General features: G+C 56.8%; 28 protein-coding genes. 11 read left to right on the top strand and 17 right to left on the bottom strand.

The features are described 5' to 3' along the window. Window positions 1-9 precede the first annotated feature (9 nt). The 4 genes from BLV81_RS02935 to BLV81_RS02920 all read left to right on the top strand — a co-directional run bounded on the left by BLV81_RS02935 (window position 10) and on the right by BLV81_RS02920 (window position 5,043). Complete coding sequence (locus BLV81_RS02935; RefSeq protein ID WP_092352220.1) at window positions 10-1,587, top strand: sugar ABC transporter ATP-binding protein; 1,578 nt, start codon at window positions 10-12, stop codon at window positions 1,585-1,587. Between the two features lie 46 nt (window positions 1,588-1,633). After that, entirely contained in the window at window positions 1,634-2,674 is a 1,041-nt protein-coding gene (locus BLV81_RS02930; RefSeq protein WP_092352366.1) for an ABC transporter permease, read from the top strand. A 118-nt stretch (window positions 2,675-2,792) separates the two neighbouring features. Further along, window positions 2,793-3,731 (top strand): ABC transporter substrate-binding protein, encoded by a 939-nt coding sequence (locus BLV81_RS02925; RefSeq protein ID WP_092352218.1) that lies wholly within the window; start codon window positions 2,793-2,795, stop codon window positions 3,729-3,731. Window positions 3,732-3,966: 235 nt separating this feature from the next. Further along, the gene (locus tag BLV81_RS02920) at window positions 3,967-5,043 is read left to right on the top strand and encodes a porin (protein WP_092352216.1); all 1,077 of its coding nucleotides are present in this window, start codon (window positions 3,967-3,969) and stop codon (window positions 5,041-5,043) included. A gap of 95 nt (window positions 5,044-5,138) precedes the next feature. Here the strand turns inward: BLV81_RS02920 and BLV81_RS02915 are convergent, their stop codons facing one another. The 7 genes from BLV81_RS02915 to pcaC all read right to left on the bottom strand — a co-directional run bounded on the left by BLV81_RS02915 (window position 5,139) and on the right by pcaC (window position 12,287). Next, entirely contained in the window at window positions 5,139-5,627 is a 489-nt protein-coding gene (locus BLV81_RS02915; protein WP_092352364.1) for a GFA family protein, read from the bottom strand. 140 nt (window positions 5,628-5,767) lie between these two features. Then, entirely contained in the window at window positions 5,768-7,777 is a 2,010-nt protein-coding gene (locus BLV81_RS02910; protein ID WP_092352214.1) for a DEAD/DEAH box helicase, read from the bottom strand. A 301-nt stretch (window positions 7,778-8,078) separates the two neighbouring features. Next, the gene (locus tag BLV81_RS02905) at window positions 8,079-8,840 is read right to left on the bottom strand and encodes an ABC transporter permease (RefSeq protein ID WP_092352212.1); all 762 of its coding nucleotides are present in this window, start codon (window positions 8,838-8,840) and stop codon (window positions 8,079-8,081) included. Further along, a complete protein-coding gene (locus BLV81_RS02900) occupies window positions 8,837-9,769 on the bottom strand; it encodes an ABC transporter ATP-binding protein (protein WP_092352210.1) in 933 nt (310 codons plus the stop codon). The genes BLV81_RS02905 and BLV81_RS02900 overlap by 4 nt, the downstream gene beginning before the upstream one ends. After that, complete coding sequence (locus BLV81_RS02895) at window positions 9,762-10,925, bottom strand: ABC transporter permease (RefSeq protein WP_092352208.1); 1,164 nt, start codon at window positions 10,923-10,925, stop codon at window positions 9,762-9,764. Before BLV81_RS02895 ends, BLV81_RS02900 begins: the two co-directional genes overlap by 8 nt. Then, the gene (locus BLV81_RS02890) at window positions 10,922-11,851 is read right to left on the bottom strand and encodes a glycine betaine ABC transporter substrate-binding protein OsmF (protein WP_092352206.1); all 930 of its coding nucleotides are present in this window, start codon (window positions 11,849-11,851) and stop codon (window positions 10,922-10,924) included. Before BLV81_RS02890 ends, BLV81_RS02895 begins: the two co-directional genes overlap by 4 nt. Window positions 11,852-11,903: 52 nt before the next feature. Next, window positions 11,904-12,287, bottom strand: coding sequence for a 4-carboxymuconolactone decarboxylase (pcaC, locus tag BLV81_RS02885; protein ID WP_092352204.1), 384 nt, complete (start codon window positions 12,285-12,287; stop codon window positions 11,904-11,906). A gap of 343 nt (window positions 12,288-12,630) precedes the next feature. Here pcaC and BLV81_RS02880 point away from each other — a divergent pair, with 343 nt between their 5' ends. Further along, complete coding sequence (locus BLV81_RS02880; protein ID WP_092352202.1) at window positions 12,631-13,746, top strand: ABC transporter substrate-binding protein; 1,116 nt, start codon at window positions 12,631-12,633, stop codon at window positions 13,744-13,746. A gap of 79 nt (window positions 13,747-13,825) precedes the next feature. Here the strand turns inward: BLV81_RS02880 and BLV81_RS02875 are convergent, their stop codons facing one another. Beyond that, window positions 13,826-14,620, bottom strand: a complete 795-nt coding sequence (locus tag BLV81_RS02875) for a type IV pili methyl-accepting chemotaxis transducer N-terminal domain-containing protein (protein ID WP_092352200.1) — start codon at window positions 14,618-14,620, stop codon at window positions 13,826-13,828. A gap of 272 nt (window positions 14,621-14,892) precedes the next feature. Here BLV81_RS02875 and BLV81_RS02870 point away from each other — a divergent pair, with 272 nt between their 5' ends. Genes BLV81_RS02870 through BLV81_RS02860 form a run of 3 tightly spaced genes read left to right on the top strand, consistent with a single transcriptional unit; the run spans window position 14,893 to window position 16,419 of the window. Beyond that, on the top strand, window positions 14,893-15,924 hold the full coding sequence (locus tag BLV81_RS02870; RefSeq protein ID WP_092352198.1) for an MBL fold metallo-hydrolase: 1,032 nt from the start codon (window positions 14,893-14,895) through the stop codon (window positions 15,922-15,924). Then, window positions 15,903-16,148, top strand: a complete 246-nt coding sequence (locus tag BLV81_RS02865; RefSeq protein ID WP_255364895.1) for a hypothetical protein — start codon at window positions 15,903-15,905, stop codon at window positions 16,146-16,148. The genes BLV81_RS02870 and BLV81_RS02865 overlap by 22 nt, the downstream gene beginning before the upstream one ends. A 46-nt stretch (window positions 16,149-16,194) precedes the next feature. Next, window positions 16,195-16,419, top strand: a complete 225-nt coding sequence (locus tag BLV81_RS02860) for a hypothetical protein (protein ID WP_092352196.1) — start codon at window positions 16,195-16,197, stop codon at window positions 16,417-16,419. A 78-nt stretch (window positions 16,420-16,497) separates the two neighbouring features. Here the strand turns inward: BLV81_RS02860 and BLV81_RS02855 are convergent, their stop codons facing one another. From BLV81_RS02855 to BLV81_RS02830, 6 genes are all read right to left on the bottom strand, one after another. Further along, window positions 16,498-17,127: a malonic semialdehyde reductase gene (locus BLV81_RS02855; protein ID WP_092352360.1), complete on the bottom strand. Its 630-nt coding sequence runs from the start codon at window positions 17,125-17,127 to the stop codon at window positions 16,498-16,500. Between the two features lie 118 nt (window positions 17,128-17,245). After that, the gene (locus BLV81_RS02850) at window positions 17,246-18,175 is read right to left on the bottom strand and encodes an MlaD family protein (protein ID WP_092352194.1); all 930 of its coding nucleotides are present in this window, start codon (window positions 18,173-18,175) and stop codon (window positions 17,246-17,248) included. 18 nt (window positions 18,176-18,193) lie between these two features. After that, entirely contained in the window at window positions 18,194-19,006 is an 813-nt protein-coding gene (locus BLV81_RS02845) for an ABC transporter ATP-binding protein (protein ID WP_092352192.1), read from the bottom strand. 52 nt (window positions 19,007-19,058) lie between these two features. Further along, entirely contained in the window at window positions 19,059-20,183 is a 1,125-nt protein-coding gene (locus BLV81_RS02840) for an MlaE family ABC transporter permease (RefSeq protein WP_092352190.1), read from the bottom strand. 66 nt (window positions 20,184-20,249) lie between these two features. Continuing rightward, entirely contained in the window at window positions 20,250-21,008 is a 759-nt protein-coding gene (locus tag BLV81_RS02835; protein WP_092352188.1) for an alpha/beta hydrolase family protein, read from the bottom strand. A gap of 101 nt (window positions 21,009-21,109) precedes the next feature. Further along, window positions 21,110-21,322 carry a hypothetical protein gene (locus tag BLV81_RS02830; RefSeq protein ID WP_092352186.1) on the bottom strand — a complete coding sequence of 71 codons (213 nt, stop codon included), beginning with the start codon at window positions 21,320-21,322 and terminating at the stop codon, window positions 21,110-21,112. A gap of 206 nt (window positions 21,323-21,528) precedes the next feature. Between BLV81_RS02830 and BLV81_RS02825 the strand changes: the two genes are divergently transcribed. The 3 genes from BLV81_RS02825 to BLV81_RS02815 all read left to right on the top strand — a co-directional run bounded on the left by BLV81_RS02825 (window position 21,529) and on the right by BLV81_RS02815 (window position 23,105). After that, on the top strand, window positions 21,529-21,852 hold the full coding sequence (locus BLV81_RS02825; protein ID WP_092352184.1) for a DUF190 domain-containing protein: 324 nt from the start codon (window positions 21,529-21,531) through the stop codon (window positions 21,850-21,852). A 134-nt stretch (window positions 21,853-21,986) separates the two neighbouring features. Next, window positions 21,987-22,574, top strand: a complete 588-nt coding sequence (gene wrbA, locus BLV81_RS02820) for an NAD(P)H:quinone oxidoreductase (RefSeq protein WP_369823792.1) — start codon at window positions 21,987-21,989, stop codon at window positions 22,572-22,574. Window positions 22,575-22,724: 150 nt separating this feature from the next. Further along, complete coding sequence (locus BLV81_RS02815) at window positions 22,725-23,105, top strand: SirB2 family protein (RefSeq protein WP_092352180.1); 381 nt, start codon at window positions 22,725-22,727, stop codon at window positions 23,103-23,105. A 23-nt stretch (window positions 23,106-23,128) separates the two neighbouring features. Here BLV81_RS02815 and BLV81_RS02810 read toward each other — a convergent pair whose 3' ends face one another. From BLV81_RS02810 to BLV81_RS02800, 3 genes are all read right to left on the bottom strand, one after another. Further along, window positions 23,129-23,536 (bottom strand): ribonucleotide reductase subunit alpha, encoded by a 408-nt coding sequence (locus BLV81_RS02810; protein ID WP_092352178.1) that lies wholly within the window; start codon window positions 23,534-23,536, stop codon window positions 23,129-23,131. A 46-nt stretch (window positions 23,537-23,582) separates the two neighbouring features. Next, a complete protein-coding gene (locus BLV81_RS02805) occupies window positions 23,583-24,821 on the bottom strand; it encodes an MFS transporter (RefSeq protein ID WP_255364894.1) in 1,239 nt (412 codons plus the stop codon). Between the two features lie 70 nt (window positions 24,822-24,891). Next, window positions 24,892-25,689: a peptidylprolyl isomerase gene (locus tag BLV81_RS02800; protein ID WP_092352174.1), complete on the bottom strand. Its 798-nt coding sequence runs from the start codon at window positions 25,687-25,689 to the stop codon at window positions 24,892-24,894.

Genomic DNA, 25,689 nt, shown 5'->3' with positions numbered 1-25,689 from the left:
AGAGCGGACATGCAGCAATCAGAAAATTCCAGAGACGATAGGCAGGCTCGCGAAGCTGACTCGACGTCGTCTTCGGCGTCGGAAACCATTATTTCCCTGGAAAATGTCACCAAGCGCTTCCCCGGCGTGCTGGCGCTCGACAACTGCCGCTTCGATCTGCGGCGCGGAGAAGTCCATGCGCTCATGGGCGAAAACGGCGCCGGAAAATCGACCTTGATGAAGGTATTGGCAGGCGTGTACCCGAAGGACAGCGGTGAAATCCGTATCGACGGGCGTCCGGTTGATATTCCTAGTCCGCGTGCCGCCCAGATGCTGGGCATCGGCATCATTCATCAGGAACTCAACCTGATGAACCACCTGAGCGCCGCTCAGAATATCTTCATCGGCCGCGAGCCACGCGGCCGCTTTGGCTTGTTTCTCGACGAAGATGCCCTGAACCGGCAAACCAGGATGATCTTCGAGCGCATGCGGCTGGATCTGGATCCAGGTACGCTGGTGAGCGAATTGACGGTGGCCAAGCAGCAAATGGTGGAAATCGCCAAGGCCCTGTCATTCGATTCGCGCGTGCTCATCATGGATGAACCCACGGCGGCGTTGAACAATGCTGAAATCGAGGATCTGTTCCGTATCATCCGGCAACTGCAGTCGCATGGCGTCGGCATCATTTACATCTCGCACAAGATGGATGAATTGCGGCAAATCTCCAACCGCGTCACGGTCATGCGCGACGGCCAGTACATCGCCACCGTTCCTACCGCCACTACCTCCATGGAGACCATCATCGGCATGATGGTAGGACGCCAGCTCGACAACAGCGGGCCGGAAATTCCCGACACATCCGGCAACGACATCGTGCTGCAGGTCAAAGGACTGGAACGGGGCGCAACTATCAAGGATGTGAGTTTCACCTTGCGCAAAGGTGAAATCCTGGGTTTTGCCGGTTTGATGGGCGCGGGGCGTACTGAAGTAGCGCGTGCGATTTTCGGCGCCGACCGCCTGGATGCCGGAGAGATCCTGGTGCACGGCGCCAGGGTGTCGATCAAGTCGCCCCGGGATGCGGTGGCGCACGGCATCGGCTATCTATCGGAGGACCGCAAGCATTTTGGCCTGGCCACCGGGCTTGACGTCAAGACCAACGTCGCCTTGTCCAGCATGAACGGTTTTCTTAAACAAGGCTTGTTCCTGGATCAAGCCGCGATGCGCGATACGGCCCGGGCTTATGTCCGGCAGCTGAGCATCAAGACGCCCTCAGTCGATCAGCCGGTGCGGCTGCTGTCTGGCGGCAACCAGCAGAAGATCGTGATTGCCAAATGGCTGCTGCGGGATTGCGATATCTTGTTCTTCGACGAGCCTACGCGCGGCATCGACATCGGCGCCAAGAACGAAATCTACAAACTGCTCAATACCCTGGCGGAGCAAGGAAAAGCGATTGTCATGATCTCCTCCGAGCTGCCCGAAGTGCTGCGCATGAGCCATCGCATCCTGGTCATGTGCGAGGGCCGCATTACCGGCGAACTGGCCGCTGCCGACGCTTCGCAAGAAAAGATCATGCAGCTGGCCACCCAGCGCGAAGCTGCAATAGCTTGATGGCCGACGCTAAATACCCGAATAACTCACATTCATGAAGACCAACATGGCACATATCCAGAACCCTCTGTCGCAAGTAAAGCCGCCCATAGACGGACAGGGCGCACTCGCCTCTCTCAAGGCCAAGATATTCCATCCGGCCACGCGGCAAAAGCTGTTGGCGTTTGCCAGCCTGCTGGTATTGCTGGTGTTTTTCAGCTTTGCATCGCCGAATTTCCTGCAGGTCGACAACCTGGTGAGCATCCTGCAATCCACCGCCGTCAACGGTGTGCTGGCGATTGCCTGTACTTTCGTCATCATCACCGCCGGCATTGATTTGTCGGTGGGCACCCTGATGACTTTCTGCGCGGTGATGGCCGGGGTGTTTCTTACTTACTGGGGGATGCCGCTCTACGTCGGGATTGTCGCCGCGATCGTCTTCGGCGCCTTGTGCGGCTGGATTTCCGGCGTGCTGGTGGCCAAATTCAAGATTCCTCCTTTTATCGCGACGCTGGGCATGATGATGTTGCTCAAGGGTTTGTCGCTGGTGATCTCTGGCACCAAGCCGATCTATTTCAATGACACGCCGGGATTTTCGAGCATCTCGCAGGAATCGCTGATCGGCGATTTGATTCCCGCCTTGCCGATTCCCAATGCAGTGCTGATCCTGTTCCTGGTAGCGATTGCGGCTGGCATCGTGCTCAACAAAACCATATTCGGCCGCTATACCTTTGCCTTGGGCAGCAACGAAGAAGCCTTGCGCCTGTCTGGCGTGAATGTCGATTTCTGGAAGGTCGCCGTGTATACCTTCGGCGGCGCCATCTGCGGCATTGCCGGCCTGCTGATTGCATCGCGCCTGAATTCGGCACAGCCGGCGCTGGGCCAGGGTTACGAGCTGGATGCGATTGCCGCGGTGGTGATCGGCGGCACCTCGCTGTCGGGCGGTACCGGCACCGTACTCGGCACGATCATCGGCGCCTTCATCATGAGCGTGCTGATCAACGGCCTGCGCATGATGTCCGTCGCCCAGGAATGGCAAACCGTGGTGACCGGCGTCATCATCATCCTGGCGGTCTACATGGACATCCTGCGCCGCCGCCGTCAATGAGGCAGCTGGCTTCTATGAGCGAAAGATGGAGTTGGAAAGAGGTTCTGTACGTGTACATGAAGTTCCGGGCATAGGCGTCAATGCCCACCGTTTTATAACCAAAATAAGGAGACTTGAAATGATAAAGAGAAGAGCAGTCAGTATTGCCGTCGGCCTCGCGTTTGCACTTGGATTGAGCGCTACGGCAAGCGCCGAAGAAACCTATATTCCGCTGATCTCCAAGGGCTTCCAGCATCAGTTCTGGCAAGCGGTAAAGTCCGGCGCCGAGCAGGCGGCCAAGGATTTTAATGTGAAGGTGTCGTTCGAGGGCCCGGAAACCGAAGCGATGGTCGACAAACAGATCGACATGCTGTCGGCAGCGCTGGCCAAGAAACCCAAAGCCATCGGCTTCGCCGCATTGGACAGCAAGGCCGCCTTGCCATTGCTGAAAAAGGCCCAGGCCGCGCATATCCCGATTGTCGCCTTTGACTCGGGCGTGGACAGCGATATCCCTGTGACCACGGCCACCACCGACAACAAGGCCGCAGCGGGATTGGCGGCGGACAAGATGGCGGAATTGATCGGCAAAGAGGGCGAAGTCGCGGTAGTGGCGCACGATCAGACCAGCCGCACCGGTATCGATCGGCGTGACGGTTTCGTCGAACGCATGAAAGCCTATCCGAAGATCAAGATCGTCAGCATCCAATACGGCGCCGGCGATCAGCTGAAATCGACTGAAATCACCAAATCCATCCTGCAAGCCTATCCTCATCTCAAAGGCGCCTTCGGCACGAATGAAGGTTCGGCAATCGGCGTGCTGAACGGCGTCAAGGAAATGAAACGCAAGCTGGTAGTGATCGGCTACGACTCTGGTAAACAGCAGAAAGACGCGATTCGCGACGGCAGCATGGCCGGCGCCATCACCCAGAACCCGGTCGGCATCGGCTACAAGACGGTAGAAGCCGCCGTCAAGGCGCTCAAGGGCGAGAAATTACCGAAGGTGATCGACACCGGTTTCTACTGGTACGACAAGAGCAACATCAACGATCCCAAGATCGCAGCCGTGCTTTACGACTGATCTTCCGGGCTCCGACACGAACCGGTGCCGCCAACAAGCTGCATCGGTTCGGCAATCAAGCGCGACAACTTTACCCATAACAAGGACTGCCGATAGCTGACGCGGTCAGCGCCACTATCGGCTACTTTCTGCTGCGCGCTCGCAATACCTAAGGCTTCTAGCGAAGGTTCGAATCTATCTCCGATGCTGAGAGGAGGGCGTTCGAACAAAATTCAACTATAAAAGGGGACTAAGCATGAAAAAAATCACATTGCAATGCATGCAGGCCGCGGCTGCCACCATGCTGATCGGCGCCGCTTGTATTCCGGCGCAGGCGCAGACCAGCGTCACTGTCTATGGCCGGGTTGACGCCGGCGTCGACTATCAAACCAATGTTGCGCTGAAAGACGCCAGCGGCAATCCCACCGGCCAGACAGGCAGCAAGCTGGCGGCATCCGGCAACCAGTGGGGTACCAGCATGATCGGCTTCAAGGGCAACGAAGATCTGGGTAGCGGCCTTAGTGCCTTCTTCCTGTTGGAATCCGGTTTTGACGCCACCAAGGGCACTACCAACGGCAGCGCCTTGTTCAATCGGCGTTCCTATGTCGGCTTGAACGGCGGCGCCGGATCGATCAAATTCGGTAAAAACCTGTTTATCGTCAACGATGTCTGGTACCTGGATCCTACCGGCCAGCAATTCATGGGCACCGCCAGCCTGGTCAAAGGCCGCAACTGGCCGGGCGCCAACAACGTCATCGAATACCAGACTCCGACCTGGGGCGGCTTTAACGCCACCATGCAGACCAGTCTGGGCGAGCAGGCAGGTTCCACCAAAAACGGCCGCAGCGACGGCATTTCACTGGTGTACACCACCGGCGGACTCGAACTGCGTGCGATCTATGACGTTATCCGCGACGCCAACGGCCGTTATACCAGCGTCTACACCGCATCCAAGGATCTGATTGTGGGCGGCACCTATACCGTGGACCAGTTAAAGCTGTTTGCCGGCTACGAAAACATCTCGGCCCCGGACGCAGCCGCGGCTGCCGATCCGGACAAGCTGAACCACTACTGGATCGGCGTCAATTACGCGGTTACACCGGCGTTGACACTGATCGGTGCGGCGTTCCATGCCAAGCTCAACCACGATGCGGGAAGCGCCAGCCTGTTCATGGTCGGCGCCAACTACAATCTGTCGAAACGGACCTTGCTGTATGCGGCGGTCGGCACGGTGCGCAACAAGGGTAACGCCGATTTCGGAACGGAGTTCGATAGCCCGTTGCCAGGCCACGCACAAAATGGCGGTTACGCCGGTATCAGTCACTCTTTCTAAATGTTGTAGCTTGTTGCGGCAATCCGGCTCGCCAACCAGCAGCCGGATTGCTGGTTATGCTGCATGTGGAATCGGCACCTGCCTCCCAGGGCGTGTCATGCAAGAAGACCGAGCCGCTGATGCCATTCAAACAGGGATTCACGCGGAAATTCAGCGAACTGCTTGTCCTTGCGGCCTGCCTTGACCTCCACCCACGGCGCTTTGTAGGCTAATAGCAGATGGGTATGTTCGGGTGGCGTCGGCAGCGGTGTATCGATGGCGGAAGCAAAAGGGTGGACTAGCTCAGGCCATTCCGGATCGTAGAGCCAGAGCGCGCTGCCGCAGCGCCGGCAAAAATGCCTTTGGGCTGTGCTGGTATGGACGCGCTGTTCGCCTTTTCGTTTGAGTTTGGCGTGGTAGACGCTGACGTCGTCTTGCCCCAGTACTTTCAAGGTCCTGGCGTCGCCGCCGAGATTGATGGCATATCCGCCGCCGCCTTGGGTCTTGCGGCAAATCGAACAATAGCAGCGCTGGTAGGGATACGGCGAGTCGCTATCCAGACTGAAGCGAACTGCGCCGCAATGGCAGGATCCCTTGAGCTTCATGGTTCTCTCCTGGTTGCTGCCGCCCATGTACAGCAACGTTTCCTTGTCTTTGCGTAGATGCAAAAATGGCGGCAGGTCTTGCGACCACCGCCATTTTATATCTTCGGCGCTGTTGCAACAGCGTTGTCAATTTTTATTAATTACGCGGGCTTAGGCCCCTTGCGATGGGGCTTGGCCGGCCTGGCTTTACTCGCATCGGTACGAGCGGCAAAATCGCTTTTTCCTTTGAACGGCGGTTTTTTAGCGCCATCTTTTTCAAACACTCTTCTGTCGCCGCCGGATTTTCCCGGCGTCAGCTTGTCCGCGAATTTCTTGACGGGCTGACCGCCATGCGGCATTGCTTCATCGGCAGCGCTTATTTTCAATTGCTGCCCCGAGACCCATACTTTTTTCAGATGCTCCATCAAATCTTTCGGCATGCCTGCAGGTAAATCCAGGGTGCTGTAGTCATCAAAGATTTCGATGCGGCCGATATGTTTGGCTTCCAATCCCGCTTCATTGGCGATGGCGCCGACAATGTTGCCGGGTTTGACGCCGTGGCTATGGCCGACTTCGATGCGGAAGTGCGCCATGTCAAAATCGTTGCCGTGGCCACGATCTTTTTTTGGCGCAGCCGGACGTTCGCTGCGATCGCCATGCTCTGAACGTGCTGGACGCTCAAATTGATCTGGCCGTACTGAACGTTCAGGGCGCTCAAAGCGTTCTGACGGCGACGCTTTTTCAAAACGTTCGCCACGCTCAAATCTGCCGCCACGCACAGGTTTCTCATCCGACCAGGATTTGGCGGATGCTGATTTGCGTGCTTCAAATGGCTCCGGGGCGCCGTGCTTTTTATCCAGCAGCAACGGCTCATTGCCGCGCGCCATTTTGGCCAGCGCCGCAGCAATCTCTACTGCCGGTATGTTTTGTTCGCGTTCGAAATCTTCAATGATGGAAGCGTATTCTTCCAATGCGCCTAGAGCCAGGGTGGCGCTGATCTGCTCTTTGAATCTGGCGATGCGGACGTCGTTGACGGCTTGTACAGTCGGCAAGGTCAATGGCGAGACGGGTTGGCGGGTCGCACGCTCAATTGCTTTCAGCAGATTTCTTTCACGTGGCGTGATGAACAGAATCGCTTCACCGCTGCGGCCGGCACGGCCGGTGCGGCCGATACGGTGGGTATAGCTTTCCGGATCGTGCGGCACGTCGTAATTGATGACGTGACTGATGCGTTCGACATCCAGGCCGCGAGCAGCGACGTCGGTGGCGACCAGGATATCGATCTTGCCGTCTTTCAGTTGCTGAATGGTGCGCTCGCGCTGTTGTTGATTGATATCGCCGTTAATCGCCGCGGCGGAAAATCCGCGTGCCTGCAATTTGCCCGCCAATTCTTCCGTGCCCATTTTCGTGCGTGAAAAAATGATCATGCCGTCGAAAGTCTCAGCTTCCAAAATGCGCGTCAAGGCATCCAGTTTGTGCATGCCGCTGACTAGCCAATAGCGCTGGCGAATGTTGTCGGCCGTGCCGGTTTTGGCGGCGACGGTGATTTCTGCCGGGTCGCGCAAATAGGTTTTGGCGATGCGCTTGATCACCGCTGGCATGGTGGCCGAGAACAGCGTGGTCTGGCGGCTTGCCGGGGTTTCTTTCAAAATCCGTTCGACATCGTCGATGAAACCCATACGCAGCATTTCGTCGGCTTCATCCAATACCAGTGTCTTTAATTTGGACAGGTCCAGCGAACCTTTATCCAGGTGGTCGATCACGCGCCCCGGCGTTCCTACCACCACATGCACGCCGCGACGCAATGCGCTTAATTGCGGGCCGTAGCTTTGGCCGCCGTAAATCGGCAACACATGGAAACCCGGGATATGGGTGGCGTAACGCTGGAACGCTTCCGCGACTTGAATTGCCAGTTCGCGGGTTGGCGCCAATACCAGTGCTTGCGGCGTGCTTTGTTTGAGATCGATGCGCGACAGGATAGGCAGCGCAAAAGCGGCGGTCTTGCCGGTACCGGTTTGCGCTTGCCCCAAAACATCGCGATTGCTGAGCAGGATCGGGATAGTCGCCGCTTGTATCGGTGACGGTGATTCATAGCCGACTTCCTTGAGCACGCGTATCAAGGGCTCGCTCAGGTTTAAATCGGTAAATAAGGGAATTGCTTGTTCAGACATGACATCACTCGCTGGTTTGTGCTTGTTGGGTCGAATCGCACTACGCGAAACAATGACAGGACCTACGCAAAACCGAGCCCGAGAGCTCTTTTTTGCGTAAATCTTTAAATGAGACGCGTAGTTTACTCTGTTGTGATGCCAAAGGAGGCGAATTGATGGATATTGCACAGCAACGCGCTGTCAAAGTATGTTGAATTATTTGTGTTTCAGAATGGCAACATGCTTTTTGCAGAAATACATCAGGAGTCAGTGGCCTGCTTGCCCATTATCTTATTGCCATCATGATATCTGCTTCAATAAGCTAGTTGCTGTCGCGGCGCAAGTCGACGCTTACCGCTGGCGCCCAGCGTTGCGACAACAGCTCAAACAACTGATCGGCCACAATCGCCAGCAGCGCAACCAGCAGCGCGCCCTGGATCACATAGGCTGTGTTGAATCCGCTCAGGCCGACGATAATCGGCAGTCCAAGGGTTTTGGCGCCGACGGTGGAGGCAATTGCCGCCGTACCGATATTGATCACTACCGAGGTGCGCACGCCGGCCAGTATCACCGGCGCCGCCAGCGGCAGCTCTACCCGGCACAGGATTTGCCAGCGATCCATGCCGATGCCGCGCGCAATGTCGAGGATCGAAGGCGGGATCGATGACAAGCCAGCCATCGTTCCTTGCGCCACCGGCAGTACGCCATACATGACCAGCGCAATCAGGGCAGGGGTTTCACCGAAGCCGATGAGCGGTACGGCTACTGCCAACACCGCTACCGGAGGAAATGACTGGCTGATGGCGAGTACCGTTTCCAGCGAAGAACGGAACGGCCGTCCCGCCGGCCTGGTGACCAATAAACCCGCCGCCACCCCTCCCAGCACCGCGACGACGCCAGACAGCAGCACAATGTTCAGATGCGCCAGCACCAGCGCGGCAAACGAATCTTGCCTATACATAGGGCGGGCCAGCTCAGGAAAGGCCTTGGCGAATAGCGGCGCCGTCAGCGGCATGCCAAAGGTAAAACCCAGCAGCAACAGACTGCTGACGGCAAGCCAGCGATGGCGATAAAACCGTCTCATCGCGGACTTTCCAGCAAGTCGGCGAAATATAGTACTCCCGCGGGTTGGCCATGCTCATCGATAACCGGCAAGCGAGCTTCTTTACGAGTGATGAAGGCTGACAGCGCCTCGCGCAGCGTACTGCTGCTGCGAATCGGTTCGCCGGGTATGGCGGGTTGCATCCGTGCCCTGCCGGCGATCTTGTCCAGGCCGAGCAGCCGGACGCCGACATCGCTCTGGCCGACGAATTCGCGCACAAAATCGTTCGCCGGCGACAGCAGGAAGTCGCGCGGCGCCCCCTGTTGCACGATGCGTCCATGATTCATCAGGACGATGCGTTCGCCTAATGCCAGGGCTTCGTCGATGTCATGCGTTACCAGCACGATCGTCTTGCCGGAAAGCTTGTGGATATTGGCCAGCTCCTGTTGCAGGCTGGCACGCGTAACCGGGTCAAGCGCGCCGAAGGGCTCGTCCATCAACAGCAGGTCAGGATCGGCCGCCAGTGCGCGCGCCACTCCCACCCGTTGCTGCTGGCCGCCGGAAAGCTGGTCCGGATAGCGATGACGGAATTCCTCTGGGGGCAGATGCAACAGGTCCAGCAGCTCGCCGACGCGCTCGCGGATGCGTGCTTTCGGCCACTTCAGCAATGCCGGGACGGCGCCGATGTTTTGTTCCACCGTCCAATGCGGAAACAGACCGACCGACTGGATCGCGTAGCCGATACGGCGCCGCAATTGTTCCGGCGAGTGTTCGACAATATTCTTGCCGTGCAAGCGGATGCTGCCGCTATCCGGTTCCAGCAAACGATTGAGCAGTTTCAGCATGGTCGACTTGCCGGAGCCGGAAGTGCCGATCAAGACGGCGAACTCGCCACTGTCGATCGTCAGAGACAGCTCATGGACCGCTTGCGAGCCGTTGAAGGCTTTGCTTACCTGGCTGATTTCAATCATGGTTCTGGCCCCTGAAGATAGAAATCGCTACCTTGAACAGCGTATCGACACCGATAGCCAGCAAAATCACCGGGATTACTCCCAGCAGCACCAGATCCAGCGCGCTGCTGGCCATGCCCTGGAACATGATGGCGCCAAACCCGCCGGCGCCGATCAGCGCCGCCACCACCGCCAGGCCGATCGCTTGCACGGCGGTGACACGGACGCTTGCCAGGAATATAGGCAAAGCCAGCGGCAGCTCGACACGAAAGAATATCTGCCACGGCGACATGCCGATGCCGCTCGCCGCCTCGCGCACGGCGGGCGGCACTTGTTCCAGTCCGGCCAGGGTGCCGCGGGTCATCGGCAACAGCGAATACAATGTCAACGCCAGCAATGCCGGCGCCAGGCCGACGCCGCCAATTCCAGATTGTGGAAACAGGCTGCCCAGCAGCGCCAGCGGAGCGATGAGCAAGCCGAACAGTGCAATCGAGGGGATGGTTTGTATTGCGTTCAGGACCGGAAACAGCAACTTGTGTGCTAGCCGGCTGCGAAAAGACAGCGTACCGAGCAAAGCGCCGATCAGTACTGCCGGCATTACGGAAAACGCCACTAGCTGCACATGGCGTAACAGCGCCAGGTCGAAGGCATCCTGATGATTCTGGTATTCCTGCAACAGTGAAAGCCTGTCCAGGCGGCCCGATACTAGCAGTGCGACGATGGGCGTCAACGCTGCCAGTATCACCGTTACCCGCGCCGCCAACGACAGGGCGAGGCCTCGCAGCGCCTCTGCCAGTTGCAGCCAGGCAGTCAGCAGCAATAACCAAAAAGCGCCGCCGAACGAGACCCGCACCAAGGAATCGATGTCCCCGGTGCGGAGCCGGGCTTCATGTCCGGCCAACGCCAATAGGCCGCCGCTCAGGCCCGCCGCCGCAATGACCAAGATAATGCAGCTGGCCCGGGTTGGCGGCAGCCAGGGAGCAAGCAGCAACGGCAAAGCAGGAAGCGCCAGCAGCCAGTAGCGAGCGCCCAGCTGGTAAAGCAGGATGCCCTGGCCGCTGAGCAGCCGGTTGGGGGCGCTGGTAAGCAAGGGCAGCTTGGTGCAGGCGATGATTGCGACGATGATCAGCAGCAGGTGCACCGGATTCCGCAGTTTTGCCGGCTGCGTCATGGTCATTTGATAAAACCTTTGCTGCGCAGGTAATCGCCGGCGATTTTGCGGGCGTCGCGTCCTTCGATCGCAATGCCGGCGTTGAGTCTCTGCAGCGTCGGGCTATCCAGCGAAATGAATACCGGTTTCAGCAAATCGGGGATGTTCGGGTACTTCGCCAGCACCTCGTTGCGGATCACCGCGGTTGGCGCATAGACCGGCTGCACCGCTTTCACATCGTCGAGCGCCACCAGTCCCATTGCGGCTATCGCGCCGTCGGTGCCGTACACCATCGCGGCATTGACGCCTGAAGTCTGTTCCGCGGCAGCTTTAATCGTCGCCGCCGTGTCGCCGCCGGCCAAGGTCAGCAGCTGATCCTGTTTCAGCTTGAATCCATAGCTGCTTTCAAACGCCGGCAAGGCGTCCGGACGCTCAATGAATTCGGCCGAGGCTGCCAGCTTGAAGCGGCCGCCCTGATTGATCCAGCGACCCAGATCAGTCAGCGTCCTGAGTTTGTTGGTCTGCGCGATATCCTGGCGAACCGCGATAGACCAGGTGTTGTTGGCCGGGGCAGGGGTTAGCCATACCAGCTTGTTTTTTTCAAAATCCAGCTTTTTGACCAATTGATAAGCATGGTCGGCATTTTTCCAGGCCGGGTTCTTTTCATCGGAAAAGAAAAAAGCGCCGTTGCCGGTGTATTCCGGATAGACATCCACCTCGCCGGAGATGAGGGCGCCGCGCACCACTTTGGTGCTGCCGATCTGCAGGCGATTGACGGTCTTGATGCCATTCGCCTCCAGCACCAGTTGGATCAGATTGCCCAGCAAGGCACCCTCGGTGTCGATCTTGGAACCGACGCGAACCGGCTCAGCCGCCTGCGCGCAAGGGGATAGCAGGACGGCGGCCAATGTGGTGACCAGTACGGCGCCGAGCAGGCGGCGGTAGATACTCATGTTGACTCCGTTATGGCGCGATGACGATACAGGTAACGGCATCTTATATGGCCTAGAGATCCGCCGCCGCCATTTCAGACAAAACCTCTTGCGCCGCACGGAAAGCATCGACCGCCAGCGGTACGCCGCAGTACACGGTTGCGTGCAGCAGAACTTCCCGTATTTCTTCCACCGTGGCGCCGTTGTTGCGGGCGCCGCGCACATGTCCCTTCAGTTCTTGTGTGCGCCCCAGCGCGGTCAGCATTGCCAGCGTAGTCAGGCTGCGGGTTTTCAGGTCTAGGCCATCCCGGCACCAGACCGTGCCCCAGGCATTGCGGGTGATGTATTCCTGCAGCGGCCGCGTAAAGTCATCGGCATTGGCGAAAGCCTTGGCCACGAATTCCTCGCCCATTACCTGTTTGCGTATTTGCAAGCCTTCTTCGAATTGCTTGTCCATGCATTTCCCCTCTGTTTGCAGAATCAGTTCTATCTGAGATCAGGCGTTTTCTTCAAAACCCGATAAGGACATCATCTCCTACCTGCACGCGGCGCACAATTCATACAATTTGCGATGGTGCTAAAAATATAATGTAATACATTATAAATATAATATAGATAATTGATTTTAAAAGAGATTATTGTTTTGTATTGTAATTTCAGGAAAGGGATTGGCAAAAAATGCGCGCTCCTGCCTGGCTCAGATCTTGCGAGAATCAACTGGATAATAAATTGAAAGCTAATTGCAAGCTTTGGAAGAGTATTGTCGAACGAAAATAATTACAACCAGGGAGACAACCATCATGAGAACGCTTATCGCAGCGTCCGCCGCGCTTTTTTTCTTGGCATCGGCAGCAATCGCCAACGCACAAGAAAAGATCGTCATTGGACAATCAGTAGAGTTATCGGGCGAAGCCACCGGCAAGGAAAACATGGAGGGGGCGCTGGCCTATTTCGCCTGGGTCAACGCCCAGGGCGGCGTATATGGACGGAAAATCGAGCTTAAGTCCTATGACGATAAACGCAAACCGGAAGCCGCCAGGCTCAATACCGAGAAGCTGTTAAAGGAAGACAAGGCGCTGGCATTGTTCGGCTATCGCAGTACGCCAACGGTAGAAGCCGTGCTGCCCTTGTTGTTGACAGAGAAGGTGCCGATGATCGCGCCATTCTCGGGCGGACAAAGCTTGCACCAGCCATTCAATCCATACCTGTTCAATCTGCGCGCCAGCTATCAGGCCGAAACGGCGAAAATGGTTGAGTTATTCGGTTCCCTGGGGATCCGCAAGGTGGCCATCCTGTATCAGGACGACAGCTTTGGCAAGGATGGGCTGGCAGGTTTTGAACGCAATCTGGCGGCGCACAAGCTGAATGCCGTGGTAACTGCGAACTATGACCGCAAGGATCTGAAAATTGACAAGGCCGTCAACGCCATCGTGGCGGCCAACCCGCAAGCGGTGCTGATGGCTTGCACGCCGTCAGTCTGTGCCGATTTTGTCAAACAAGTCCGCAAGCAGGGATTTCATCCTGCCTTCATGATGCTCTCCAATGTCAGCTCCGATACCTTCTTCGAATCGCTGGGCGACGACGGGCGCGGTGTGAGCGTGATGCAAGTGATGCCCTATCCGAAAAATTATAGTGCAGGCGCGGCAAGGGAATTCCAGACCGTTTTGAAAGGAATGGCGAAACCTCCGCCGACTTCTTATTCGACATTCGAAGGCTTCGTAGCGGCAAAGCTGTTGACGGAAGGATTGCGCAGGGCCGGCCCCAATCCAAGCAGGGAAAAACTGGTGGCGGCACTGGAAACGCTACGGGATTTTGACCTGGGCGGGGTGAGGGTGTCGTATACCCCGACGAATCACGACGGATCGAAATTCGTGGAAATGATCATGATCGGCAAGCATGGGTCGATTCTGCGTTGATGCTGAATCCGGGTAAGCCGGTGTTCCCGGCTGCCGTCGCGACGCTGTGCCGGGAAAATTCACGGCCCATCGTTGTTTGTCAGCCAAGCTGCTGATACAGCCCGGTAACGCCGTCCATTACCTCCAATATGCGCTCGCTGGTGGTGGCGACGTTGACTGCATATTGCTGATGGTTTCTTTGATCTCCGCTTTGGCGCAGCGCGCCGTCAAAAAACATCCATTGCTGCTGCGCCAGCAGCAGCTCGTCACGGATTCTTGTCGTGTTGCCGGACGAGCTGTTCAGGATTTGCATGCCGCTTGTGAACTCCTTGCGCGCCTGTTCCAGTTTGCCGATGGCGTCGGCCGGCGCCACATCCCATTGCAGCGCCTGATAAAATTTAGCCATTCTTTGTGACAGCATGCGCTGGCGCCCGGAGATGTTTACCAACTGCCCACTGGCGCTGCCGGAATATTTTTCCAGTTGCACAGTGGCAGTTTGAGCCATCGCCAGCAGCTCCTCATTGATGACCATGATGTTTCTGGCATCTTGTTGATTAGGCGTTTTCCCGGCTAATACCTGTTTGTAGCTAAGCCAGGTTTTCTCCATTTCGGCTAGCACCAGCTTGTTTTCATTGGTTGGAGCAAAAGTGCGAAGCTCGGCAAGCTGCCGCTCGAAGAGGCTAAGGGAAGCGTCCAGGATTTTCCTGGAACGCTCGGCGTCAATCGTTTGCCCCAGTTGCAAATAGGCTTTCGCCAAGCGCTGCGACAGCATCCTTTGTCGTCCCGACTTGTTGATGGCGTCGTTGATGTTGAGGATCTGCGCCAACGTATAGGAAAACGCTCCCAGGCTACCCGCAATGACAATCGTCTTGCCAAGAAACCGTCTTCTATCCATGGTGCTTTTCTCCGTTGTCATTTGATGTTTGTTTCCAATATGCAAATTTCATGCCTGATTCCAGGCACCAAAATGAAGCATTCAATCATCAAGACGCAATCTTCTGAAGTCGTCTGGTGCGATTGCAACGGCTTCAGTCCGCTTACAAATTATTTGCACCAGGCAGTTTACTTTTTTTGAATTTAAACTACACTGTGTAGTGCAATAATTCCTTGCTGCCTGAGATCAACAAGGAGTCATTGACCAACCAGCATTTAAACAGGGTAAGTAGCATGACAAGTGAAACGCTCAAGGCTTTCAATACGCATATTCAGCCGCAATCTTCGCATTGGCGCGACGGCAAGTTCAGGAATCGTCGCTCCATGCACAAGAACGGCCTATGGAAGACATTGCAAGTCCTGTGGCGCTTCGCTTTCGCCAAGCCAGCCGGAACGGTGCCGGCCAAACCGATCCCGGTGCAGGCAATCAGCAGCGAACAACTGCTCTCGGCACCGGATCGTTCGCTATTCCGCCTGGGCCATTCCACCATGCTGCTGAAGCTGCGCGGTGAATTCTGGCTGACCGACCCGGTGTTTTCCGAGCGCGCCTCGCCGTTGCAGTGGATAGGCCCGAAGCGCTTTCACCAACCGCCGATCAGCATCGCCGAGCTGCCTCCCATCAAAGGAGTAGTCTTGTCGCATGACCATTATGATCATTTGGATTACGACGCTATCCTGCAGTTGGCCGGCAAGGTGCAGCATTTCCTTGCGCCGCTGGGAGTAGGGGACACGCTGATCAAATGGGGCGTGCCGGCGCAGAAGGTGCAGCAGCTGGACTGGTGGCAAAGTACCCGGGTAGACGGCCTGCAACTGGTGGCGACACCGGCGCGTCACTTTTCAGGGCGCAGCCTGGCCGACGGCAATCGGACTTTGTGGGCTTCCTGGGTGATATTGGATGATGATTTGCGGCTGTTTTTCAGTGGCGATAGCGGCTATTTCGAAGGTTTCAAGGAGATTGGCAATCGTTATGGGCCGTTCGACCTGACCATGATAGAAACCGGAGCTTACGGCCATGACTGGCCGGACGTGCACATGCAGCCGGAACAGACCCTGCAAGCCCATCTCGACCTGGACGGCAAGCACTTGCTGCCGGTGCATAACGGCACCTTCGACCTTGCGCTACACGTGTGGCAAGACCCGTTCGAGCGCATCGTCGCGCTGGCAGAGCAACAGGGAGTAGCGCTCAGCACGCCGCAAATGGGCGAATTGCTCAGCCTGGCCGCGCCGCAGACAGGGCGACCCTGGTGGCGCGAACAGTCGCTCTGAGCCGAAATCGAGGGGCGATTTTGCCAGAGGAAAAAATAGATAAATCCATTGTTTGCGAGAGCGAATATCTCTTGCTCGTGACTGAATTCGATTTTTTGTGGGGCCGTAAGACAACCCTGCTGGAGCAAGCTCGCATGGAGCGCATGATTAGCTTGATCGATGCCTATGACGAGAAGCGCCGCCCAGAAATTTCCCAACCCGTCTCATTTCAATTTCATGAATAGGTGATTGCGGACATGTTAGGATTGCCTTGCCATCAAGGAGGCGGTCATGACGCATGAATTTGAATACAAAGGCATCCATTACTCGGTCACAGTCTATGAGGAAATAAAGGGGCGATGGACCTGGTCCTTCCAAATCGAGAACGGCGCAATTCGCAAATGTATGGACTTGCCAATGGAGCAAGAGGAGATTGCGCGCGAAGAAGTCATGCGTAAAGTGAAATGGATGATTGACCATAAAAAATGGCTCCCGCCCTCCCGCTCAGCGTCGTGATGCGCAGCTAAACATGTCGGCGGGGTGTCGACGGAGGCGAGTAAAAGGGTAAATGGGCCGGTACCCGACCCAAATCAATCACAGCAATTTGCATGCCTCGTCGAAATCGAGACGGGGACTGCGTGGGAACAGTTTGTCCGGGTCGCCATAGCCCAGATTGCACAGGAAATTGGTTTTGATGTGACTGTCGGGGAAATATTCATATTCGAAATTCAATGGCTTCGTCACCGGAAAAAATTCGTGATCGACTTTCACCTGGTCGAATCCCGACATCGGGCCGCAGTCCAATCCGAGGGCGCGCGCGGCCAACATGAAATAGGCTCCCTGCAGGGAGCTGTTACGCCTGGCGGTGACCTCGGCAAGTTCGGGCGTGTCCGCGAACCAGGCGCGGGCGTCGGCATGCGGAAACAGCTTTGGCAACTGCTCATAGAATTTTCCGTCGTAGCCAATGATCGCCGTGACCGGGGCCGCCATGGTCTTGTCCACATTTCCAGGGGCCAGCGCCGGCCGCAGCCGCTCCTTGGCTTCCGGCGTACGCAAGAACAGAATACGCGCCGGCGAACAATTGGCGCTGGTCGGCCCCCATTTCATCACGTCATAAAGACGCCGCAGAATATCGTCGCCGACCGGCTTTTCCAGCCAGGCATTGTGTGTACGGGCTTTAAAAAACAGAAGGTCGAGTCCGTCTTCGCTTAGTTGCTGGCTCATGGCGATCACCTCATGGTCGGTTAGATGCATCGGTGCTTTCAACACACCAGTATAGTTGGCAGGAATTAAAATGAAATGGCTTTCTGGCTCCGCCAAACAATGTGCTTGATACAGGAAGTCAATGTATCTCGGTTGGCGCCGCAAATCCAACCTCGCCCGGCCCCGGCGGTGGGGGTTTTCGCCCGAATAAAATGCTTTGCGGTTGCTGTTCGACGTCCGACAGCACGCGATCCAGCACATGGGAACTATGCGAAAAATCGTTGATCATGACATGTAGTTGCGGCAACGCATCCTTTAAATCCTGGCTGGTCTGGCCCAGATTGTCAGCGGTGCTGCGAATGCGATCCAGGGTGTCTACGCGGGTACGGACTTCTTGCGTGAGACCGTTTAAATTTGACAGCAAGGGATCCATGCGCGCCAACGCTTTGTCGGTGCGGGCGCTGATGGCGGGAAGCTTTTCCAGCGTCGGCTGCAGTTCGGCGGCGAGGTCGGCGATCCGGCCTGAAGCGGTCTTGAGGTTGACGATCGTCAGCGACAACTGTTCCAGATTGTCGTCATTGAGCAGTTTGTTCAGCCGTTTAGCCGCTTGGCCTGTGTCGCGCAGCAAATCCTGTCCCGAATTGCCGATCTGGTCGAAAAACGAGGGCCGCATCTCGATGCGGCCAATTTCGTCTGGATTGAGCGCGAATTTTTCCGGTTTGCTGCCGTCGTCGTCCAGTTGCACGAAAGACAGCCCGGTGATGCCCAGGTAACTCAGTTGCGCATAGGTACCCTGGTTGATGGGGGTTCCCTGGTCGACCCCGATCTTGATCAGGATGACATGCGGGTCGGCCGGGGAAAACCGGATATCCTTGACCTTGCCCACATCCACGCCGCGCAGCCGCACCGGCGCGTTGCGGTTCAGGCCTGACACCGGCGTCCTGGATAACAGCAGGTAGTCCTGTTGATCGGCGGTATTGCCGTTCAACCTGATCGCTACGAGTATCAGTCCGACGCAGAGCAACACCAGGAACAGGCCGGCAGACAGGGCATGGGCGCGGTTTTCCATTGACCATCTCCTTATACTTCATGCAACGTGCAGGCCGACGGCCAGCTTGTCGCGGAAATCCTTGACGTTTTCCTGTTCGCAGCGCTTGATGTGGCCAAGGAAGAAATTCTGTACGAATGGATCGGGGTGGTGCACGATTTCCCACAGCGGACCTACCGTCAGCAGTTGCTGGTTAGCCAGCACGGCCACCCGGTCGGACAGCGCCAGCAGGGTGTCGACATCATGCGTCACCATGACCACGGTGAGATTCAACGCGCGGCGCAGGGATTCGATCAGTTGCACGAAGCCGTGGCTGCGCTCAGGATCGAGGCCTGCGGTGGGTTCGTCGAGGAACAACAGTTCCGGGTTGAGCGCCAGCGCGCGGGCCAGGGCGACGCGCTTGACCATGCCGCCTGACAGTTCGGACGGCATCTTGTTGGCGCTCATGGCGTCGATTTCCACCAGATCGAGTTTCATCATCACCAACTCACGGATCACGTCTTCGGGCAACGCCTTGAGTTCGCGCAGCGGCAGAGCGACGTTGTCGAATACGCTCAATGCCGAGAATAGTGCGCCTTCCTGGAACAGGACGCCCCAGCGGTTGCGGGTCTGGCGCAGGTCGGCCACTGTGCAGCCTTGCAGCGGGACGTCGAACACTTTGATGGTGCCGCGGCTGGGAGCTTCGAGTCCGAGCATGAGGCGCAGCAAAGTGGTCTTGCCGCTGCCAGAGCCGCCGATGATCGCCATCACTTCGCCGTAATTCACGCTTAAGGTGAGATCGCGATGGATGACGGTATTGCCGTACCGGGTCCATACGGCGCTGATGTCGATGATATGGTCTGTTGTGCTCACGTTAGAACCTGCGTGTTCATTTTTGGCGGATATTGTTCATTGTTAACCGGCCCTAGAAACCCACATTCGAAAAAATCACGGCAAATATCGCGTCCACGACGATCACGATAGTGATCGAAGTAACGACCGATTCCGTGGTGCTGGCACCCAAGCTTTCCGTGTTCGGCTGGATCTGCAATCCGTAGTGGCAGGCGATCAACGCGACCAGCATGCCGAATACGGAACCCTTGCACAAGCCTAGCCACAGGTTGGCGATCGGTACTGCGGCGGGCAAGCCGTGCAGAAACTGCCGATAACCGATGTCTAGCTGCAGGTAGGCCGACAACATGCCGCCGAGCAGCGCGGCCATGTCGCTCCAGATAATCAGCAGCGGCAGGGTGATGGCTAGCGCCACGACCTTCGGCAGCACCAGGCGCTGGGTATGGGAGATGCCCATGGCTGACAAGGCGTCGAGTTCGCGGGTCACGCGCATGACGCCGAGTTGCGCCGTCATCGAGGAACCCGAACGTCCGGCGACCAGGATGGCGGCCAGTATCGGCCCTAGTTCGCGCACAATGCCTAAGCCCAGGATATTGATGATGAAGACGTCGGCGCCGTAATTTTTCAGTTGGATAGACGACAGATAGCTCAGCACCACGCCGACCAGAAATCCAACCAGTGCGGTGATGGCCAGCGCCTGGCTGCCGGTGCGATGGATGTTGGCGGAGATCTCGCGCCAAGGGATATCACTTGGGTGGCGCAGCAGATACAGCCCGTCCAGCAGCAGATTGCCGGCCAGGATCGTGATGAGCCGCAGACTCTTGCAGAACGACAGCAGGCCCTGGCCAAGTTTCACCAGCAGCGCGAGCCGATCGCGCGGCACCGGCGGCGGAGGTGAAAATGGTTGTGCGGCCAGATTGGCGAACATCTCTTCGTATTCCGGCTTGAGCAGGATATCCGGCCGCCGCCGGCCCCACATGCGCCACAGGAACAACGCGCCTGCGGTGTCCAGTTGCTGGATCGCGCGCAGGTCCCACCTGGCAGTGTCGTCTTTGGCGTATTGCGTCAATTGCGGCCGCAAGGTGGCGACATCCGGCAAGATGACGCGCAACAGCCAGGTGCCGCTGACTTCAATCCGGTTGATGCCGTCGGCATCGGTCACACGCAGCAAGCGTGGCGGCGTCATGGTGATGCTCATGTCTGGCGACGCGCCGCAATGAAGTAGAGCGGACTTGGCGGCGGCAGCCCGAGTTTGAGTGGGATATCACGAAACATAGCGATGGCTCCATGCTGCGATCATGTTTGCCACATAGGTCGCGTCCTGTTTGCGCGTCAGGAGATGATCGGCATCGTCGAGCGATATAAAGCTCTTCGAGTGTTTTGCCGCGGTAAAGATATGCATGGCGTTCGAGATGTCGACGGTGGTGTCGCGCGGCGCATGCATCACCAGCAATGCTTTCCTGAGGTGGGCGATCTTGTGGTTCAATTGCTGCTCCCTGGCATCCTGCAGGAACTGGTGCTTGATCCTGAACCGACGGCCGGACAGCTGCACCTCCGCTTCGCCATTGACTTCGATCTCCCCGATTTTATCCCGGAACAGCCCGATGACATGACTCGGATCGCTGGGAGCGGCGATGGTAACGATCGCGCGGACTTCCGGAATGTCGGCGGCAGCGGATAGCACCGCAGCGCCACCCAGGCTATGGCCGATGATAAGCGCCGGCGCGCGATAAACCTGGCGCATATGGTCGGCAGCGGCAATCAGATCCGCCACATTCGAGGAAAAATTGGTGTTGGCGAATTCGCCTTCGCTGGCGCCGAGACCGGTGAAGTCAAAACGCAGTACGGCGATGTGATGGCTGGTCAGCGCCTGCGCGATGCGGCTGGCAGCGAAAATGTCCTTGCCGCAAGTGAAACAATGGGCAAACAGGGCAAAGGCTTGCGGTTCGCCTGACGGCGCATCGAGCCGCGCCGCCAGCTTTTGTCCGTAAGCGCCTACAAAATCAGTGCGTTCGCTTATCATTCGCCACTCTCCGCCAAACTGAGCAGGGTTAGGAAAATTGAATATAAATTTGGGTGCTATGAACGATATTACGCCTCAACGCTGATAATTTCTCGACATGATCAAGATGGGACTACCGCGCACCAGACACAATCGCTGCCTATCCATCGTAAAAGATCCGTCAGCAGGGTATTGACATCAAAAAAGATGACGATAGCCAGGCAGACAGCAATCAGCGTCACAAAAAATTTCAAAACTTTTTGCCAATTGCCCATACCGTCGCTATGGGCAGTCCAATAGTCACGAAGGTGATGATGTTTCATTTCGGTAAACATCGCACTTGCTCCTTATTCGATGAAACGCCATGAAATGGATAGGAAAATAATGCAAATATGCAAATATGCAAATATGCAAATATGCAAATATGCAAATATGCAACATATTGATATGCGCAAATCCTCAACAATTCCTTTGCCACCGATTCATATTAGACGAGCGCCAACTATACTGATAGCGGGACCATCCTCTTGGCGGAGGCAGCATGAAAGGCTTTCAGCTAGAATTCTTTACGCAGCAGGATCGGCGCCACAAGGGCAAGCAGCTATCGAACTGGCTGCTCGATGTTGCACATTCACATGGCATTCGCGGGGCAACCGTTTTTACCGGCGCCATCGGATACGGACATGACCGGCGATTTCATTCGGCGCATTTCTTCGAACTTGCAGATCAACCGGTGGAAGTCACCATGGTCGTGAGCGAAGAGGAGTCGGATCGCCTATTCGAATTTTTGCTGCAAGAGGGTGTGCATATGTTCTATGTCAAGCTGCCTGTGGAATTTGGCAAAATCGGCCAAGCCGATGCCTGAAACCACCGCATGCTCAGTTTTTCCGTGTTTTTTGAGGATGAACGCCAATCAGCAACCAGGCGCTATCCGATATTTGACGTACCATCTAAAGGAGAGCTTCCGTGACAACCAAAATACAAGTGGTGTTCTACAGCATGTACGGACATGTTTATGAGATGGCCGAAGCCGTCGCCGCCGGAGCACGCGAGGTCGCCGATACAGATGTTGCGCTGTACCAGGTTGCCGAGCTGGTGCCCGACGACATACTCGAAAAGAGCGGCGCCAAGGCGGCACGCGCGTCATTTGCACATATTCCAGTGATCACTGCGGAGCAACTGACAGACGCCGACGCTGTCATTTTCGGAACGCCTACCCGGTTCGGGAACATGTGCGCCCAGATGCGCAACTTCCTCGATCAGACCGGCGGACTGTGGATGAACGGGGGCCTGATCGGCAAGGTCGGCAGCGTCTTCACCAGCACCGCGACCCAGCACGGCGGGCAGGAGACCACGCTCACCAGTTTCCACAGTACGCTGCTGCATCAAGGGATGGTGATTGTCGGCGTGCCTTATTCAGAGCAGGGGCTGCTCAACATGGACGAAATCACCGGCGGCACACCCTATGGCGCCTCGACGCTCACCAAAGCTGACGGATCGCGCAGGCCGAGCGCCAACGAACTCGCCATCGCGCGCTTCCAGGGCCGGCACGTGGCCGAGATCGCGAAGAAAATAGGGGCGAAGTAGTTTGAGGAGGGGAATCAGCGACGTCGGCAAAAAAAATCATATTGGCGTGACACAATACTATTATGTCAGCCGCCGGCGAAGACCAGCATAAGATCGCTTGTCCGGCCGGACAAGCGAACTCAAAACCGCCATTGTTGCAGCACCCCGCCTATGAACTATACATCGATCAAGCATTTTCATATAGCTTGCGCCACGCTCAGCGGCGGTTTGTTTTTTCTGCGCGGGATATGGATGCTACGTGAATCGGCAATGTTGAAGCAGAGCTGGGTCAAGCTGGTGCCGCAAGCTGTCGACACCTTGCTCCTCGTCAGCGCTCTCACCATGGTAATTTGGAGCGGGCAGTATCCGTTCGTTCAAAACTGGCTTACCGTCAAGATCCTCGCGGTAATTGCCTACATCGCAATCGGCAGCATCGCATTAAAACGTGGCAAGACCAAGACGGTACGGGTTTACGCATTCATCGCGGCGTTGGCCACATTTGCTTATATCGCGTCGGTGGCAGTAACGAAACAAGTACTCGTGCTTGGTTAATGCGATTAACCATACAGTGGTCGCTATGAGGCCATTGATACGGGCTGGCCACGCGTGTCGAACGGAATGAACATGCCGGCGGAACCGGCCTTGATCGCCGCCACCATCTGGTTCAACGGCGCCTCCGCATCTTCGGTTTTTGGCGCGCGCCCGTCCCGGCCCGAAAGGGCGGCGACGAAGACGATGGTCCAATCCAGCAGGAACTGGCGGGACTCTTCAAGCAGTTCGTTAAAGGTACTCAATTCTTCCGGTATTTTATCCAGGCACATCAATGGCGTTAATGCGCCGCCGACGCCTGCCTCGAAGTCGCTTCGCTGTTCTGCGCTGCAATCCTCCGGCAACTCCATCTTGGTAAATACGAAAAGCAGACGCTGCGGTTCCGCTTGCTGCCGCGCCGCGCTTAGCAAATCTTCAAAGCTTGAAATATTCATGCTGTTTCATCCATATGGTTAGGTATTGATGCATGCCCAATGCGGCTCAGGAAGTACTTAGCCGGCCATCGATCCGGACTTGCCGCACGCTGGATAGATACAGCAGAATCAATGATACCCAAACGACCCCGTAGAGCAACATAAAACAGCTTGAACGTATGCCAAGCCAATCCAGTATCACGCCGAACAAGATCGGCAGCAAGAAACCGCCAAGGCCGCCAGCTAAGCCGACGATGCCCGTCACAATACCCATCTGCTGCGGGAAATCGTCGGCAACATACTTGAATGTCGATGCCATGCCAAACGCGAATACCGTGCCAAGCACGAACAGCAATCCGATGAAGACGGGGACTCCCAGATGGATATGGAAGCTGCGTGGGCCGTTGATCGTGCTCACCACAAAAGCGGTGTCGGGATAGGACAGCAGGAACAAGCATACCCACGCAACCCATAGTCCCCACCAGGTCACATTATGCGCACCGAAACGGTCAGCCAGGCCGCCGCCGAGCGCGCGCAATACCGATCCCGGCAATGAGAAGCCGGCAGCCAGCGCCGCTGCGGTGACCACCGAAAATCCGAATTCACCCTTCAGGTACTGCGGAATCCACAGCGATAACGCGGTAAAGCCACCGAAACAGATAGAGTAATACTGGCAGTATCTCCAGACTTTCGGGTTCTTTAATATCTGAAACTGTTTGTGCAAGGATCCAGGCGTTTTGCCGGCGCCTGGATCAGGGGCGGAGCCGAGCCAGAAAATGATTGCGGTGGCGATTAGCGCCAGCGCATATATTTTTGGCACTGCGCGCCAGCCATAGGCCGCCTGTAGCGAAGGCGTAATGAACAAGTTGACCGCAGCGCCGGCCGTACCGGCGCCGAAAAAACCCATGGCGAATCCCCGTTTTTCGGGCGGGAAGAAGCGGGCGACATAGGGCGTACCCACCGCGAACGATGCGCCAACCGCGCCCAGGCATAGTCCGATCGCCAGAAACTGCCAGAACACCGTCGCATAGGAAATCAGGAAAACGGGGATGGCGCAAAGGACCAGCAACAGCGTCATCACCAGGCGGCCGCCGAAGCGGTCGGTCCAGATTCCCAAGGGTAAACGCAAAAGTGCGCCGGTCAGAACGGGCGTGGATGTGAGCAGTCCGAACTCGGTGCCGTTCAGGTTAAGCTCGGTTCGCAGCCCAATGCCGATCACGCCGAACATCATCCAGACCACGAAACAGACCATAAACGCCAGCGTGGTGACGGACAAAACCAGCATGGGACTTTTTTGTGAAGTCATGACTGCTCCAGATCAGGGCGCAAGGCCGATAAAATAGACATCCGATGCGGATGCCAACCCATGGTGATCGTCATTGCAACAGGAAGCCAGGCCGCACCTCCAGCGTGATGCCAGTCAGTTCAGCGCCGGACGCCAACAGTGTCAGGTACTGCTGAATCGATTTGTGCCGCACATGCTCCGAGAGATAGCGCTGGATGAGCTCTCGTACCGCTTCGAAAGGCAGCGCAACACCAGCGATGCGGCGCTCCACTACCACAATATGGAAACCGTAGCGTGATTTGACCAGTCCCGGCAACAGGCCGATGTGCGTGCTGTCGAAGATGGCTGCCTCAAATTCCGGGACGCTTTCGCCGCGGCTCAACTGCCCTAGATTGCCACCGGCCTGGCCGGAAGGGCAGTTCGATAAGGTTTGCGCAAGCGCTTCGAATCGATCCGGATGCCGGGCCAGCTCGCGGTGGGCTTCTTCGGCACGGGCGCGGACCTTCGTCATTGGCGCATTCTCTGTCAGCGCAAAGAGAATGTGACGCGCAAAAACCAGATCCGGACTGCGGAATTTCTGCGAGTTCGCTGCATGATAACGCTGACATTCTTCTTCGGATGGACACGGGATCGGGCAATCGGCCTCAAGCAGATGGTCAATGGTTGCGTCGTCGAGTCCGGCGCCGGCCGTCAACAAACCTTTTTCGACGGCCTTTTGCGTCAGCAATTCGCGCACCGCCAAGGCCAGGCGTGCAGCGCGTTCAACATCGGCGCCGGCTGCATGGTGCGCCGCTTCGGCTGCAATTGCCTGCGCATCGATCACGACGCCGTTGACGCTGAGTTCGGCGATGTCGGATGCCGCGGGAGCGTCAATCGTATTGAGGGACAT

This window comes from Collimonas sp. OK242, from assembly GCF_900107095.1.
Taxonomy (GTDB): domain Bacteria; phylum Pseudomonadota; class Gammaproteobacteria; order Burkholderiales; family Burkholderiaceae_D; genus Collimonas.
Note: the sequence above shows the minus strand (reverse complement) of the source record. Positions and strands in the feature narration are given on the sequence as shown.